Genomic DNA, 14,879 nt, shown 5'->3' on the forward strand with positions numbered 1-14,879 from the left:
AGAACGATTTAGAGTCCGCCCTGACGAAGGACGGACAGATGAAGCGGAAGCGGTTTACGGAAGAGCAGATCATTGCGGTGCTGAAGGAGCATGAGGCCGGCGCGAAGACGGCTGATCTGGCCCGCAAGCATCGGATCTCGGACGCGACATTCTACAAGCGGAAGGCCAAGTTCGGCGGCATGGACGTGTCCGAAGCCAAGCGGCTCAAGCCGCTTGAGGACGAGAACGCCAAACTGAAGAAGCTGCTGGCCGAACAGATGCTCGATGTAGCCGCGCTGCGGGAGCTGCTCTCAAAGATGGTAGGGCCTGCCGCCAAGCGCGCCGCGGCGGCGCACCTGCAGGCCCAGCTGGGCCTTTCGGAACGGCGGGCCTGTTCGATTGTCGGGGCAAATCGGACGATGGTCCGCTATCGGTCCCGCCGGCCACCTGAGGAGAGATGCGAACCGGGAGAACATCGTAGAATTGCGCAAAGGCTATTTGAGCACCGAGTAACGCCCCTTCATTATCACGCTCGACCAGCAATGTCGCCTTCCGGCCCCGTGGCGACTCGCGGCTCAAAGGTCCGCTCCGGCGAGGTTAGCGAACCGGAATTCCTCAGGTTGAGTTCGCATTTGGACCCGCTGCGGACATCAGGTCTGCGACGCCAAACGCGCTGTTGCCTTGCTCCGAAACACCGGACCAGAAGTCTTGTTCAATTCGTTTAGCGTTCTAATTCAAAGGAGAACGACTATGATTGCTAACAGGCTTATGATCTTCGGCGCGGCGTTAGCCTTCAGCGCCAGCTCCGTGTATGCTGGTCCCTGCAATATGGCGAGCCGCGATGCGGGATCAGGGAACGTACCGGGCTATACTGGACAAACCACCGGTTCCGCAGCAAGCTATTCCAAGCAGCATCCGCCGACATCTTCGATGAACAAAGCCTCGGAGAATATCGCAACGTCGTCGCAAGACGCGCAGCGCCAGATGCAGAACGAGCCTACCGCTGCCGAGCAATAAGAAGATCGAGCCCGCACCCTCCTCGCAAGCACCGGATCGAACGGCAGGCACTGTCGAGCAGACCCGTCCCGCGCCCACTGAACATTCGAAGAAAATGACGGCCGGTGAGGCCCAGCAAGCACCGTCCCAGCAAAGGTGGGGCAGGACTGCGATTGAGCGCGGGGACACGATTTCGATTTGCGGTTAGGGAGCCGAAAGGTCCCCTCTGAGAGACCAATCGCGCTGCCGCCAGAGACGTGCCATGATCGATCAGCCTCATTTCAATCCAATGCACGTATCTGCCTTGGTGTTGCGATCTTCGGCACTGCGCTGCTCGTCATCCTCCTATCTCACCTGTTGGCCCATCTCGGACCGTTCGGTTGGCCCGGCCGATGTCGGCTGCTCGCGTTCAACTGGAAGCAAGCATTCATGGAAGCGAAGCGCCGCTTTTGACCCTGGCTGTGTGAAAACGCTGTGCTTCTGTTAAGATTCTCCTGTGATTCTTGGGGGAGTCGATGAAGCGCTTCGTTGAAGAGGCGGATCGTGGGCAATGGATGCTATTGCCCGAATGCCTCGATGATTTCATTGACGAGAGTAACCCCGTTCGCGTGATCGACGTGTTTGTCGACGCACTCGATCTGGCCGAGATTGGGTTCGACGGGGCAGCGGCAACGGGACGGCCCTCGTATCACCCCTCGGTTCTCCTGAAGCTGTACATTTACGGCTACCTGAACCGAGTGCAGTCGAGCCGTCGGCTCGAACGGGAAGCCGGACGTAATGTTGAGGTCATGTGGCTGCTGGGTCGACTCGCTCCTGATCACAAGACGATCGCGGATTTCCGCAAGGACAATGGCCTGGCGCTTCGCAGGGTCTGTGCGCGCTTTGTCGAACTCTGTCGTGAGATGGGTCTTCTCGCAACGGCGAGTGTTGCCATTGATGGCAGCAAGTTCAAGGCCGTGAACAACCGGGACAAGAACTTCACGCGGGCGAAGGTGCAACGACGCCGTGATCAGCTGGAGGAGAGTGTCGCGCGTTATCTAAGCCAACTTGATACGGCGGACCGGCAGGAGCCGACGGAGGCGCTGGCGACGAAGGTGACGAGACTTAGCGAGAAGCTGACAAAGCTGAAGGAGGAAATGGGCAAGCTCGCTGTCTACGAGACACGAATGCTTGCTTCGCCCGACCAGCAAATCTCGCTGACCGATCCTGACAGCCGCTCGATGGCGACGAGCGGCCGTGGCTCCGGCGTTGTCGGCTACAACGTGCAGGTCGCCGTCGATACCGAGCATCATCTGATTGTGGCGCACGAGGTGACGAACAGCGGCTCGGATCGGGCGCAACTTGCCAGCATGGCCAAGCAGGCGAAGGCTGTTCTAAAGGCCGATGCGCTCACCGCCGTTGCCGATCGCGGTTACTTCAACAGCCCCGAGATCCTCGCCTGCCACGAGGCCGGCATCATGGTAACTCTGCCCAAGCCGCAGACGTCGGGAGCCAAATCAGATGGCCGCTTCGGCAAGCAGGACTTTGTCTATCTACCAGAGGCGGACGCCTATCGCTGTCCAGCTGGAGAGCAACTGCCATATCGCTTTACGGGCGAAGAAGACGGTAAGCGGATTAGGCGCTATTGGACCACTGCCTGCCAGAATTGTTCACTCAAATCCCAGTGCACGACGGGGCCAGAGCGGCGGATTCCGCGATGGGAGCATGAGCATCTGCTCGAAGCTGTGCAGCAGCGCCTCGATGCGAATCCACAAGCCATGCGCCTGCGCCGAGAGACAGTCGAGCATCCGTTCGGCACGATGAAGGCCCGCATGGGGGCGACGCACTTCCTAACCAAAACGCTTCCGAAAGTAGCCGCCGAAATGGCGCTCTCTGTCCTGGCCTACAATCTGACGCGGGTCATGAACATCATGGGGATCAAGCCGCTGATCGCGGCGATCGTAGCCTGAGAAACGCCCGCGTGCTCGTGGTCAGGACGGACACCCATAAGGCCGTTTTTACACGCCCAAGACCCGGAGCGGTCATCTGGCAGCCCCAATTCGAACTCCCACCTTGAAGGTGACAAATTTCGGACCTTGAGAAGAGTAGACGAGAATTGTTGCATTAACTCGGGGTGCACGAATGAGTCCTTCCGGATCTTTGATCGCGATCCTGCCATGTAATGACCTTGATGCGTCGGAGCGGTTCTACAATCGATTAGGGTTCGCGCGGCCGGAAAGCCAACGGCCCGCTCCGGGAGAACCCGACACCTATCGCATGCTGTCGAACTCGAAGGGCGGATATCTACATCTGACGGACGCGGTCGAGGGATGGCTAACACGGGGCAGAAACCCTTTTGGGCTTTATCTTTACCTTGAGAGTGTTGACGCTGCGGCGCGCGAATTTCAGCAATCACCCGAAGACAAGCCGTGGGGGATGTACGAATTCGCCATATCTGATCCAGATGAAACCTTGGTCCGCGTCGGTTGGCCAACCCGTCTCCGCGCCGGAGCTCAATAATTCGTCCGGATTGGCTCGCTCCGGACCGCCCAGCCGGGGGCTGAGGACGTCCGCTTACCGGGCCACACCGGAAATCATATTTGAGGAGTGTAAGGGCCGCTTGTGCCCCATAGCCGACTATGACCTTGGCACTTCTGATGATTTCGATGTCCGCTGACACGCCGATGGTGTCAAGCCATTCTGCCTGATCTGATCGAGTTCTGCCGTGCTGAAAAGACCCACCCTATATAGATTGAGGAACTCATCGGAGACGCTTTGGCCGAACACCAATACGTCGTCGGTGTTGATCGTAACCTTGATCCCGGCATCGTAGAATTTGCGGATCGGATGCCCCAAGAGGGATGAGACCCGTCCGAGGAGCACATTGGAAGTCGGGCAGATGTTGAGCTGAACTCTATTGTCCGCCAAAAACCTCATCACCGATGGTGATTGAGCTGCTGCGATACCGTGTTGCACCTCGTCGAGCTCCAGCTCCTCAACGGCGCGCTGAACCGACTCGGCGTCGCCCCATTCGCCAACATGAGCTTTCAATCTGAGACCTGCTTGTTTGGCCGCTCGAAATAGCGGTTTGAAGACTGATGTCGGTTGGGCAAGTTCGTCGCCGGATATATCAATTGAACGCCAGAATCCCAGCTCGAGAAACGGCGCTAGTCGGCGAGCTTGAACATCGGCAGACACCTCTCTCGCGAGATCGAGCTGGGGTATCCATTCGACGTCGGGCGCCACGCGGTTGTGCACACCTCTCAGCGCATCCGTCAGGGCCAACGCCGAGCCGTTGTGCAGGGTGATGGCCCACGGAGTTTCTCCAGTCTCCAGACGCGTGACCCCGTCGAGCTTGGCCTGGACGAGTGTCGCCTCAAATGCCTTCAGCCGTCCATCTGCGCCCTCAAACAGCGCACCGAACCGGGCCTGCACCCATTCGTGCATCTCAGACATGGAGATCAATCGGCGGTCGAGCGGGGCGATGTCTTTGCCCGCCCATTTAGAAACGAGGGCGCGATTACCCCCGAGAAAGAATGATTGTGGAGATCGCTCTTAGGAATGCGCCGGATTCCGTCGAGATCACAATTTGGCAACGCAGCCCGAAATTCGCTCATCGAGGTATCCCTTTTTGGAAATGCACACGGGTGATGCCGTGACCTCGCCGTACCCGGTCGCTCATCGCATTTCGGCTATCCTACAATGACCTGACCCTCGCCGGGCAGCTGACGATGTCGATGACAACGTTCGCTGTTGGCCCGTTCCGGACCCTCCGCGCGCCGAGGATGTCCGCTCTTGGGATCATCCGGAAGCTGGCTACGGGCGGACCCCAAGGTCGCCTTTGACCCACCGCAGACGTCAGCCCGCCTCAGCTGCCAGGGTGAAGCTGGGTGTTCGGCAACCGCAGTTCACTATTGTGAATGTCAAACAGGTCTCCCCGAGAATCCAGATCGCCAGCGCCGGCGAGCGCGCGGGCACGCGCGCACAGTGACCTGCCACCGAACTTTCATCCAGTAGCAGTTAGAGTCTCAGGGTTTTGTACGCCGATTGGCGCGGGTGGAGCAACGGGCGATCGGCGGAGCTGGCCGGGATTGCGCAGCCGATCGTCCGTTGCGGTGAATGTGGCGGCGTAGGCCGCCGGCGTGAGGTATCTCAGCGACGAGTGCGGGCGATCGCCATTGTAGTCGGCGATCCATGCCGCGATCTTGGTCCTGGCATCATTGAGGTCGAAGAACAGCGTCTCGTTCAAGAACTCATCGCGCATGCGTCCGTTGAAGCTCTCGACGAAGGCGTTCTGGATCGGCTTACCCGGCGCAATGAAGTGCCAGTCGATGCTGGTTTCTTTGCACCAGGCCAGCATGGCGTTGCAGGTGAACTCGGTGCCGTTGTCGGAAACAATCGAGCCCGGCTTGCCACGCCGCGCGATGATCGCCGTCAATTCCCGGGCCACCCGCCGTCCGGAGATCGACGTGTCCGGGATCGCACCCAGGCATTCCTTGGTGACGTCGTCGACAATGTTGAGGACACGGAAGCGCCGACCGTTGGCGAACTGGTCGTAGACGAAGTCCAGGGACCAGCGCGCGTTCGGCCTCGTTTCCAGAAGGATCGGCACCCGGACGCCAACTGCCTTGCGACGGGTCCGACGCTTACGCACGGCGAGCCCTTCTTCCCGATAGAGCCGGTGGACACGGTTGATCCCCGATGGCTCGCCTTCCCGCCGCAGCAAAATGAACAGTCGCCGATAGCCGAACCGGCGGCGTTCATTGGCAAGCTCACGCAGCCGGGCACGAAGCTCAGTATCCGGTGGCCGGCAAGAGCAGTAGCGGATCATCGTCCGGTCCGCTCCCACGATCGAACAGGCCCGCCGTTCCGACAGGCCCATCTTGGCCTTCAGGTGCGCGACGCCGGCGCGCTTGGCGGCGGGCCCTACCATTTTTTTGACAACAACTCACGGAGCGCCGCCGCATCAAGCATCTGCTCGGCCAGAAGCTTCTTCAGCTTCGTGTTCTCCTCCTCCAGCGCCTTCAGCCGCTTGGCCTCGGAGACGTCCATGCCGCCGTATTTAGCCTTCCAGTTGTAAAACGTCGCTTCCGAGATCCCATGCTTCCGAGCCAGATCGGCCGTCTTGGCGCCGGCCTCGTGCTCCTTCAGCACCGCGATGATCTGCTCTTCCGTGAACCGTGCTCGCTTCATCTGTCCGTCCTCGTCAGGCCGGACTCTAACTCCTCCTGGAGGAAATTCTCAGGGGCAGGTCAACAGGACCAAATCGCCGATTTGTAGCAGCGACGCGGTCGAGCTCTCCAGGAGAGCTCCTCCGATAACCCTCGCGGCCTTTTGCCATTCGAGTGTCGCGCACGACAACAGGAGCGGATCAAAAAATGAAAGCGGCGCGGATACAAGTTCACCTTCACTGAGGATACGCAATGGCGCATCTTCGGCTCTAAGGCGTCCCCACAACTCTCGATACTGAGCGTGTAAGGCCGACGTGAGTATTTCAATGCGGTCGAGCAGGTCGTTTTCGAGAATTTCGTGTGGAGGCAACAATCCGAGGCTAATGGCCAAGTGTGGCTTGGTCGACCCATTCCTGCTTCCCGCGACCACGACATCGGTGAGATCGACAACCTCGATTGGTTCTTCACCAAGCCGCCACAACCATTCGAGGAAACCAGCATACTCTTGGGCGGACCGCCGCGACAGCCACGCGATCCTTCGATTGCTGATTGAAAGCGCCTCGTGCCAAAAGGAGGTTGCTTCGCCGACGACCTTTTCCCAGCCTGAATAGCCCAGTTCCTCTTCCACCCACTTCCAGCGCACCTCGGGATCAGGCGGGTTGATCGGACCGAAGCTGAGGCAGTCGAATAGGCTGATCACACGTTCGTCGCGGCCTGCCTGTTGTAGTGCATCGCGCAGGCTAGCCGCCGCGGACGGATTGAACACGATATGAAGCATCGAGGCAGCCACAGCGGGGCCTCCCTCTTCTCGAATGACGCCGTTCTCTAGCCCTAGAATGCCGAACAGTTACGATATGCACAGTGTCACAGTCGAAAGCTGGTAAAGAAAAATGAAAGAGATCACGTCCGTTTGTGGCTCGTTCCTGACCTTCCCCGCGGACGCTGAGGATGTCCGCTCTCGGGCATCACCGGCAGTCTGCAATCCGAGGACCGATAGGCCGCTTGTGACCCATTGTAGTCATCGTGGACTGCAGACGAGAAGGCTGTAATGGACTAGGCGACGCTCGATGCCTATCCGCGCTGTATGGAGAATGTGATGGCGCAAGAGACTATTGCGGCGCCGGGCAATACGGAAGTCCCAGCGTATCTTAAGCTTGTTGGAGTCGGATATCGGTCGATCGCGTCAATAGGGGCGGCGCCGGATCGCGCTCCGGCCGAGACGTATATTGCGAACTCGCCCTTTGGGCACACGTAGCGCAGTCCACCTTCGCGCCGTTCGACCGGATCGAGGCCGAGTTTCTCGGAATAAAATGCCCGCGCCCGATCCAGATCCTTGGCGGGAAGGCGAATTGCTACCCCTTGCGTTCCCCAGTATTTTTATCTCCTGACTGAGTTCGTTCGGAGCTAGTCCGGCTTGCCTCTAGTCTCCACACCACGTTCCTAGCGCGTCTATCAAACCAGTATCAGTTCCGTCTCCGACCCACGCGACATGCCCGTCAGGACGGATGAGCACGGCGGGCGGGGATGGTACCGCGCCGATCACCGGCAGTTCGCACACACCCTCAAAACGCGCATCGACCAGCCGGACGTGGCGGCCCCATCGATCAACTGAGAGCGAGCCTGGCGTCCCGAAGTTGACCAGCACCGGTCGCGCTTCGTGCAGGAGCTCGAATATGCGAGTGGGCCCCTCGCCGGTGCTGATGTCCAAATCGGGCATGCGGCGACCAAGCAGAGGATGGGTCCCCTCTTCACCATATCGGACGTCCAGGCCCGACATGGTCGCGGTGTGCCATTTCCTTGGTTCATCCATCTGCATGAGCTTGGCTACAAGCCCACGGAGCGCGGTCGTGCGATCATCGCCACGGTTCAGTGCGGTAAGCGCCAGCGTCTGCTCGAGCAGCGCCGCTCCGATCGGGTGTCGCTCCTCGTGATAGGTGGCGAGGAGGGCCTCGGATGATATCCCCTTTACGACCTGCGCCAGCTTCCACCCGAGATTGACGGCGTCCTGCATGCCAACATTCAAGCCCTGCCCTCCGACAGGCGAATGGACATGTGCGGCATCGCCTGCCAGCAGGATGCGTCCCTTTCGATAGACCGCTGCCTGCCGCGCCGCATCGGTGAACCGCGACACCCACGTAACCTCATTGACACCCAGATCCGATCCGTAGCCAGCCGCGAGCGCAACCTTGAGGTCGTCCTCATTAGGGCTTTCCCCCCGCTCCAGTCGCGTTTCTGTTGCGACACCGCGCACCCGGGGGCCGTCGTCGAACCGTCCAAGGGCATACAGGCCGCGCTCGCCATATCTGATACCAAGGGGAGGATCGTCGGCCATGGCGGCTTCGAAAATCAGATAACTTGTCTGGGGTTCGGATCCGGGAAATCGGATGCCCGCCGTCTTGCGCACGCGGCTGCGTCCACCATCGCAGCCAACCAGGTAGCTGCAGCGGAGCGTCCGCCCGTCCGTCATGTTGATCTCGACGTATTCTCCGCTATCGACGAAGGTCGCCAGTTCGCATCCGCGGTAGAGCGTGACGGCAAGCTCGGAGATCCAGTCGGCGAGCCCGCGCTCGATCTTCTCCTGCCAAATACCGAGCGTGTAATTGTGGCGGGTCGAACGGTCGCTGGCATCGACGATCATGCCGGCGATCGCGACAGCGTAGTGCTTCTTCCCTTGCGCAAGGAACCTGTCCGCGATGCCTCGCTGGTCCAAAATCTCTATGGCGCGCGGGTGCAGGCCGCTGGCTCGGGAGCCCTCGACATCCTGATTGCGCCGACGTTCGATGATCGCAACATCCAAACCCGCCAGGGCCAACTCACCGGCCAGCATCATCCCGGTCGGCCCGGCGCCGGCGATGATCACTTCATGTCCTTGTACCGTCATTGCCACCTCGGAAATCGACAGGGGCCGGTTCTACAGTGTGTCCGGGGACTTGAAGCAAGTGGCTTGCGGGCCATATCTTTAAACTGGGAGAGCGGCGTGCGGCCTCGTACCGCGCTTCGAACATCGGTGCCGTTCCGAGCTTGCACTATCAGTTCTGATGTCGACCTGCTCCACCGCAATGTGTGCTAGCCGATACCCCATATATGGCCAGCCGATACCTGATCTGATGCGGCCCTCAGGATGACGCCGAGATAGTCTCGACCAAGGGGAGCCGATGGAAAATCGCGGGCGATCACGGAACAGACGAGACTGGCGCACGCGCCTTATCCAGCCAGACGTCGAGGCGCCGGGCGGTTTTGTCTCATTGGTGCCTGCCGTTCACCGCGGGTCGACAGTGGTGTTCGAGCGCCTGGCGGACGCGCAGGACGACTGGCGATCTGGACGATACACCTACGGCCTCTATGGAACGCCGACTGTGCTCGAACTCGGCGCTCGGATCGCGGATATCGAAGGCGCCCAGCATAGTTTTGTTGTCCCGGGCGGACAGGCGGCCCTCGTCCTTGTCTATCTCGCGTTCTGCACCGCTGGATCGCATGTTCTCGTGCCCGAGAGCGCCTACGGGCCGAACAAGGAGTTAGGCCCTGGGCTTCTTGAAGGCTTGGGCATCTCCGTCGAAACATATCCACCGATGATCGGCGGCGACCTGGCGCGCCTGATCCGGCCCGAGACCCGTCTTGTCTGGTGCGAGAGCCCGGGCTCCATCACGATGGAGGTCCAGGACGTGCCGGCCATCGTCGCAGCCGCTCATGCCCGCGGCGTGCCCGTCGCGCTCGACAACACTTACGCCGCCGGCATCCTGTTCGATGCCTTCGCCGCCGGAGTGGACGTGTCGGTCCAGGCGCTCACCAGGTATGTCGGCGGCCATAGCGACCTGCTGCTCGGCGCGGTCTCGGTCCGGGACGCGGCAGCTTACGAACGGGTAGGTCCCGTGCACAGGCTGCTCGGGCTTGCGGTTTCCCCCGACGACTGCGCCTTAGCGTTGCGCGGTCTCGAAACGCTGGCCGTCCGCCTTGACGCCCTCGAGCGCTCCACCCTGGTTATCGCCCGATGGCTGAAGGAACAGCCGGAAGTCGCCCGGGTTCTGCATCCGGCTTTTCCAGACTGCCCGGGTCACGAGATATGGGCAAGCCAGTTTACCGGCTCCGCGAGCGTGTTCTCGATCGTGTTCGCAGAAGAATGGAATGCGACGCGCGTTGCCCGCTTCGTTGATGCGCTTCGGCTCTTTCGTATTGGGTATAGTTGGGGCGGAACGACCAGTCTGGTCATGGCCTACCCGGCAAACGGCTCGAATGCGAGATCCTATGGAGCACGTCTGGTACGGCTGAACATCGGTTTGGAGAAGACAGAGGATCTCATCGACGATCTCAAACAAGCACTCGCCAGCTGAGCGCAATGAAGCCAACGAAAGTGGCCGGGGCCGGAGGGCAGCTTTTGGACCCGAAGCAGACATGTATCGATAGCATCGAGATGGTTGCGGCCACAGAGCCGCTACAGCGTGACTACCTGTACCGGCAGAGTTGTATCGACGTTCACAGTCCAAGCTTCCGCAAACGATCTCACTTCGTCAATCGACGCGCCTGGATGCGAAGTCGTGTTTATGAATCGGCTCGGATCATCACCGATACCGACAACCAACTCATCAATAACATCCTCCACTCTGCGGCAGTCTGGTCCAGTAACGCAGACCAATACAACTCCGCCTTGGATGCAGTGTTCAACGAAGGCCGTAAGTTTCGATGAATCCCAAGGCGGTGCGTGGAGTACTACCCTCTGTGCATACTTCATCTAAGCCAGCCGTTTGTCATAGCCCGCAGCTCATAGCGTACCGCTTTTTGCATGCGGCGGCTTAATAGAACCGTACAGCGATAGTTTCGTTTCGACCTTCCCGATCGGCGAAGTGGCGAGCCGCCGCTTTAAGGTCCGCTCTGAGGTGGTCAGCGGACCGGAATTGCTCCGGTCGAGCGTTTCGCATCTTGACCCTGAGCTGACGTGGCGCCTATTGCCGTGCTCGCCTGCGCGATGAGATGGAGTCTGGGCGAAGGGCAACATTTGACGCCCGCTGTCGGGCTTGCGAGGTTTCGTTCGTCCTCTGGATGCGCGCTGCCGAGTTGGCTCCGGATCGGGTTTCGCCGGCGGCGCTGGTCAAGCCCAATGCCACGGAGGACGCCATGACTCACGGAATCTTCGTCTGGAATGAGCTCTACACGCAGGATGTCGAGGCGGCCAAGGCGTTCTATGCCGCGACCGTCGGCTGGGCGTTCGAGGGCATGCCGATGCCGGACCGGGACCGCACCTACTGGATCGCCAAGGCGGAGGGCAAGCCGGTGGCCGGCATCCTTGAATGCGCGGAATAGTTCCCGATGGCGATCCGCCGCACTGGCTGAGCTATCTCGAAGTCGACGACGTCGACCGGCGCGTTGCCGAGATCGAGAGAAATAGCGGCAGGATCGTCCGGCAGCCGTTCGACGTACCCGATTTCGGGCGCATTGCCATCGGGGCGGATGCGACCGGTGCGTTCATGGCCTGGGTAACCAGGAAGCGCTGACCGGCCGCATCGGACCCGGAGCCGCCCGTCAAGGATTCGGTCCCTTGGCCCTGACGTCTGCAAGGCGAATCTTGCAGCCTGCTCGACCGGCGCGACGCTCTTGGCGGCGCGGTTCAGTAGAATTGCGCTTTCGAGCGACAACAGCCGATATCTGCGTTCATCGCTCGTGGCGGGCAATCACACTCGAAGTTGCGATTGAGGGCCTTCGAAAAGTGAGACTGCCCGAATGAGCCCGGCGCGGCTTGTGCCCGATGACTGATCGAACACGCCGCAATTTGTTGCAATGCATGAGTCCGGCAGTGGCCCATTTGCGAAGTGCTGCGCCTTCGCTTTGAGGTCTGCTCTGGGGTGGTCAGCGGACCGGAATTGCTCAGGTCGAGTGTTTCGCATTTTGACCCATCTCGGACCTCCCGGTCAGCCTCGGCGGTGGTTGGGGCTCAACCGGAAGCGGGCAATCGAAGAGCTGCAAGACCGTTTTAACCCGGAACGGGCATTTGGTCGGCGGCTAGGTTTGACAGGCTTAAACAGACCGGAACGCGAAGTGTGCGGCGGCCACTCTGTGCGCGCCACCGACGCAAGGCGCATCGCCAAGCGTTCTATTTCGGAGTGCCGGTCTGGCTACCCGAACCGGTGGTCTGCTCACTTCCCGGTTGGCCCGGAGGATGCGCAGAAGCGCCCGGCTTTTCTTGGTCGGCGACGTATCCGGACTGTCCGGAGTTGCGGGTCTTGATCCCTTTGTCCGCATCACGCTGCATCTGCTCGTTGGGCTGCTCAGACTTGAGCCCTTTGTCTACATCACGGTGCATCTCCTCCTTGGTTTGCGGACTGGGTGCGGCCTGTTGGGCCGTTGCTTGGAAGGTAATTGCGCTTCCGGCAACTACGGTCAACGCGAGAATTGCTTTTCGCATGCTTCTCCTCCACCGCCTGCTCCGGTTCGCTAAACGCGCGAACTTCACAAGGTTTCCAGTTCCAATCGCTAGTGTCGAAAAGCACGTTCTTGGGATCAGGTGGGGTTCGCACAATGTCGCCTATTGGGCCCACCCGGACCTTTCGACCGGCGCGGCCGATATCCGCACCCGGGGCCGGAAGTGACCCACGGCGGGACGGAAGGTGGCTTTTGACCCATTTGAGCCATCTTTGAAGTGCGCTAAGGTCTCTGCATGAATGGGGACATAATCGCGGCCATATTAGCACCGCTTACGCTCTTTGAGGGGCGGTGCGAGGACAAGGAAACACTCCGAAAGCTGATCGCGTTGGCGAACGATAAGTCCCGCCGCAAGCAGGCGCACGCCCTATTTACCGAGATCAGGAAGAAGACTCTCGCGGCAGGAAAACGCGACGATCAGCTGGCTCTGGCTCAATATGCCTTCGAAGAGATTTGCGCCAAGACACTCTACAATTTGACGGGCGAGTCGGCGCCTTTCGATCCAGACTCTCCGTTTTGGGTCTTGCCCCGCGCGTTGGAACTTGGACGGATGCTCGGCATCACAGACGCTAGCGAAATAAGCCCATTGCTGAGAGCAAGGTAAGTCGGCTGTTGGCCCATTTGCGAAGTAGCGTGCCCTCGGCTTTGAGGTCCGCTCTGGGGAGGTCAGCGGCCGCGAATTGCTCGGGTCGAGTGTTTCGCATTTTGACCGATTCCGTTGAAAAAGTCGGCAGTTGCGACGCAGAGATATCGATGATTCAGTCTGTCTAGTTGGCAGGACTGAAGGTCATGATGGGGCATCGACAAGTCGAACAGGCTGCGTTGTTCTATGAGTTCTCGCTAGAAAGGCACATCCCAGCCGACCATCTCCTGCGGTCGATCGATAGGTTCGTCGACCTCGAGGACCTGCGACGGGAATTGGCACCGTTCTACAGCAACATCGGGCGGCCCTCGATCGATCCGGAGCTGATGATCAGGATGCTCCTGGTCGGCTATTGCTTCGGCATACGATCGGAACGGCGGCTCTGTAATGAAGTCCACCTCAATCTGGCATACCGCTGGTTTTGCCGACTGGGTCTGGATGGAGTTGTTCCCGATCACTCGACGTTCTCGAAGAACAGGCACGGCCGTTTCCGTGAGAGCGATCTCTTCCGTCGCGTGTTCGAGACCGTCTTGCGCCGCTGCATCCGGGAGCGCCTGGTCGGCGGCGAAGGGTTCGCAGTCGATGCGAGCCTGATCAAGGCGGATGCCAATCGGCAGAAGGGGATCGAAGGCGACAAGGGGCTTCCACCAGAGGCTGCGGGCCGAGCGATCGACGAGTATCTGGCCGTTCTTGATGATGTCGCGTTCGGTGCCGCGACCGAGGTTACGCCCAAGTTTGTGTCGCCCTCTGACCCGGCGGCGCGCTGGACGGGAGCGCACGGCGGCCAAGCCTTCTTCGCCTACTCGACGAACTATCTGGTCGACGTCGAGAACGCGATCATCGTCGATGCCGAGGCAACCACAGCGATCCGCCAGGCGGAAGTGTTGGCCGCCAAGCGCATGATCGAGCGTTCACTCGAAAGGTTCGATCTTTATCCAAGCCGGCTTCTCGGCGACAGCGCCTATGGCTCCGCTGAGATGCTCGGGTGGTTGGTCTACGAGCACGGGATCGAGCCACACGTGACCGTCTTCGACAAGTCGGCCCGCACCGACGGGACATTCTCGCGTGAGGCCTTCACCTATGACCATACTGGGGACATCTATCGCTGCCCCGCTGGCAAAACCCTCACCACTACGGGGACGCTGGTGAACAACGATACGACGGTCCTCTACCGTGCGAGCAAGCACGATTGTCAAGCTTGCTCTCTAAGAAGCAGGTGTTGCCCCAACACCCCGGCACGAAGAGTGCCGCGCTCGATCTACGAGGGCGCACGCGACATGGCACGCGAGATCGCGAACTCATGGGAAGGCCGCACTTCACGCCGGCTCCGCAAGAAGATCGAGATGCTATTCGCGCATCTCAAGCGAATTCTCAAGCTGGATAGGCTGCGACTGAGAGGACCGAACGGCGCACGTGACGAGTTCACCCTCGCTGCAGCTGCTCAAAATCTTCGTAAGATGGCCAAGCTGATCCCGATGTCCCCACCGACGCCCGCGTGAACCCCACCAAACCAAATTCGTCCGCGAACAGCGGACGTTCACGACGAAACTACTGCCGAGTTTTTCAACGGAATCGGCCACAACCGGACTCATGCAGTGCAGCGAGAACCACCATTTGATCGACCTCGTCGGCGAATGGTCAGCACACATCGCGGACTGCGATGGGGAGGTCGCGCTGGTTCATCTCGATAATCCGATCCG

The 14,879-nt window shown here is 60.1% G+C and carries 14 protein-coding genes and 1 pseudogene; 9 read left to right on the forward strand and 6 right to left on the reverse strand.

Translation table 11 applies throughout. The annotated features are described in order from the left end of the window. Positions 1-38: 38 nt before the first annotated feature. The 4 genes and pseudogenes from P6U24_RS23070 to P6U24_RS23085 form a co-directional block, all read left to right on the forward strand. Positions 39-431: pseudogene (locus P6U24_RS23070) on the forward strand (transposase); the annotation flags it as partial. A gap of 298 nt (positions 432-729) precedes the next feature. Then, a complete protein-coding gene (locus P6U24_RS23075) occupies positions 730-996 on the forward strand; it encodes a hypothetical protein (RefSeq protein WP_407154793.1) in 267 nt (88 codons plus the stop codon). A 494-nt stretch (positions 997-1,490) separates the two neighbouring features. Beyond that, entirely contained in the window at positions 1,491-2,924 is a 1,434-nt protein-coding gene (locus P6U24_RS23080; protein ID WP_407154794.1) for an IS1182 family transposase, read from the forward strand. Between the two features lie 172 nt (positions 2,925-3,096). Beyond that, the gene (locus tag P6U24_RS23085) at positions 3,097-3,474 is read left to right on the forward strand and encodes a VOC family protein (protein WP_407154795.1); all 378 of its coding nucleotides are present in this window, start codon (positions 3,097-3,099) and stop codon (positions 3,472-3,474) included. 117 nt (positions 3,475-3,591) lie between these two features. On the opposite strand, the gene P6U24_RS23090 is transcribed toward P6U24_RS23085, so the two are convergent. The 5 genes from P6U24_RS23090 to P6U24_RS23110 all read right to left on the reverse strand — a co-directional run bounded on the left by P6U24_RS23090 (position 3,592) and on the right by P6U24_RS23110 (position 9,006). Next, on the reverse strand, positions 3,592-4,410 hold the full coding sequence (locus P6U24_RS23090) for a hypothetical protein (RefSeq protein ID WP_407154796.1): 819 nt from the start codon (positions 4,408-4,410) through the stop codon (positions 3,592-3,594). A gap of 550 nt (positions 4,411-4,960) precedes the next feature. Further along, positions 4,961-6,147, reverse strand: a protein-coding gene (locus tag P6U24_RS23095) for an IS3 family transposase (RefSeq protein WP_407154797.1) whose coding sequence is annotated in 2 segments (ribosomal slippage) — positions 4,961-5,895 and positions 5,895-6,147 — 1,188 coding nt in all. Because the reading frame shifts where the segments join, the coding sequence is not laid out codon by codon here. Between the two features lie 48 nt (positions 6,148-6,195). Then, complete coding sequence (locus tag P6U24_RS23100; protein WP_407154798.1) at positions 6,196-6,915, reverse strand: DUF3658 domain-containing protein; 720 nt, start codon at positions 6,913-6,915, stop codon at positions 6,196-6,198. A gap of 281 nt (positions 6,916-7,196) precedes the next feature. Continuing rightward, complete coding sequence (locus P6U24_RS23105) at positions 7,197-7,475, reverse strand: VOC family protein (protein ID WP_407160559.1); 279 nt, start codon at positions 7,473-7,475, stop codon at positions 7,197-7,199. Between the two features lie 70 nt (positions 7,476-7,545). Then, positions 7,546-9,006 carry an FAD-dependent monooxygenase gene (locus P6U24_RS23110; protein ID WP_407154799.1) on the reverse strand — a complete coding sequence of 487 codons (1,461 nt, stop codon included), beginning with the start codon at positions 9,004-9,006 and terminating at the stop codon, positions 7,546-7,548. Between the two features lie 274 nt (positions 9,007-9,280). Between P6U24_RS23110 and P6U24_RS23115 the strand changes: the two genes are divergently transcribed. The 4 genes from P6U24_RS23115 to P6U24_RS23130 all read left to right on the forward strand — a co-directional run bounded on the left by P6U24_RS23115 (position 9,281) and on the right by P6U24_RS23130 (position 11,611). Then, positions 9,281-10,453 carry a cystathionine beta-lyase gene (locus P6U24_RS23115; RefSeq protein ID WP_407154800.1) on the forward strand — a complete coding sequence of 391 codons (1,173 nt, stop codon included), beginning with the start codon at positions 9,281-9,283 and terminating at the stop codon, positions 10,451-10,453. Between the two features lie 5 nt (positions 10,454-10,458). Further along, entirely contained in the window at positions 10,459-10,806 is a 348-nt protein-coding gene (locus P6U24_RS23120; protein WP_407154801.1) for a hypothetical protein, read from the forward strand. Positions 10,807-11,234: 428 nt separating this feature from the next. Then, positions 11,235-11,420: a hypothetical protein gene (locus P6U24_RS23125; protein WP_407154802.1), complete on the forward strand. Its 186-nt coding sequence runs from the start codon at positions 11,235-11,237 to the stop codon at positions 11,418-11,420. Next, on the forward strand, positions 11,408-11,611 hold the full coding sequence (locus tag P6U24_RS23130) for a hypothetical protein (protein ID WP_407154803.1): 204 nt from the start codon (positions 11,408-11,410) through the stop codon (positions 11,609-11,611). Before P6U24_RS23125 ends, P6U24_RS23130 begins: the two co-directional genes overlap by 13 nt. Positions 11,612-12,207: 596 nt before the next feature. Here P6U24_RS23130 and P6U24_RS23135 read toward each other — a convergent pair. Further along, positions 12,208-12,519: a hypothetical protein gene (locus P6U24_RS23135; RefSeq protein WP_407154804.1), complete on the reverse strand. Its 312-nt coding sequence runs from the start codon at positions 12,517-12,519 to the stop codon at positions 12,208-12,210. Between the two features lie 806 nt (positions 12,520-13,325). Between P6U24_RS23135 and P6U24_RS23140 the strand changes: the two genes are divergently transcribed. Then, a complete protein-coding gene (locus tag P6U24_RS23140; RefSeq protein WP_407154805.1) occupies positions 13,326-14,678 on the forward strand; it encodes a transposase in 1,353 nt (450 codons plus the stop codon). Positions 14,679-14,879: the final 201 nt, after the last annotated feature.

This window comes from Bradyrhizobium sp. STM 3557, from assembly GCF_045571465.1.
Taxonomy (GTDB): Bacteria; Pseudomonadota; Alphaproteobacteria; order Rhizobiales; family Xanthobacteraceae; genus Bradyrhizobium.

Bases quoted from the DNA above. Each gene is read 5' to 3' on its own strand.
- P6U24_RS23135 (WP_407154804.1), bottom strand. From the start codon at position 12,519: ATGCGAAAAGCAATTCTCGCGTTGACCGTAGTTGCCGGAAGCGCAATT.
- P6U24_RS23080 (WP_407154794.1), top strand. From the start codon at position 1,491: ATGAAGCGCTTCGTTGAAGAGGCGGATCGTGGGCAATGGATGCTATTG.
- P6U24_RS23110 (WP_407154799.1), bottom strand. From the start codon at position 9,006: ATGACGGTACAAGGACATGAAGTGATCATCGCCGGCGCCGGGCCGACC.
- P6U24_RS23140 (WP_407154805.1), top strand. From the start codon at position 13,326: ATGATGGGGCATCGACAAGTCGAACAGGCTGCGTTGTTCTATGAGTTC.
- P6U24_RS23125 (WP_407154802.1), top strand. From the start codon at position 11,235: ATGACTCACGGAATCTTCGTCTGGAATGAGCTCTACACGCAGGATGTC.
- P6U24_RS23120 (WP_407154801.1), top strand. From the start codon at position 10,459: ATGAAGCCAACGAAAGTGGCCGGGGCCGGAGGGCAGCTTTTGGACCCG.
- P6U24_RS23090 (WP_407154796.1), bottom strand. From the start codon at position 4,410: ATGTCTGAGATGCACGAATGGGTGCAGGCCCGGTTCGGTGCGCTGTTT.
- P6U24_RS23075 (WP_407154793.1), top strand. From the start codon at position 730: ATGATTGCTAACAGGCTTATGATCTTCGGCGCGGCGTTAGCCTTCAGC.
- P6U24_RS23085 (WP_407154795.1), top strand. From the start codon at position 3,097: ATGAGTCCTTCCGGATCTTTGATCGCGATCCTGCCATGTAATGACCTT.
- P6U24_RS23130 (WP_407154803.1), top strand. From the start codon at position 11,408: ATGCGCGGAATAGTTCCCGATGGCGATCCGCCGCACTGGCTGAGCTAT.
- P6U24_RS23115 (WP_407154800.1), top strand. From the start codon at position 9,281: ATGGAAAATCGCGGGCGATCACGGAACAGACGAGACTGGCGCACGCGC.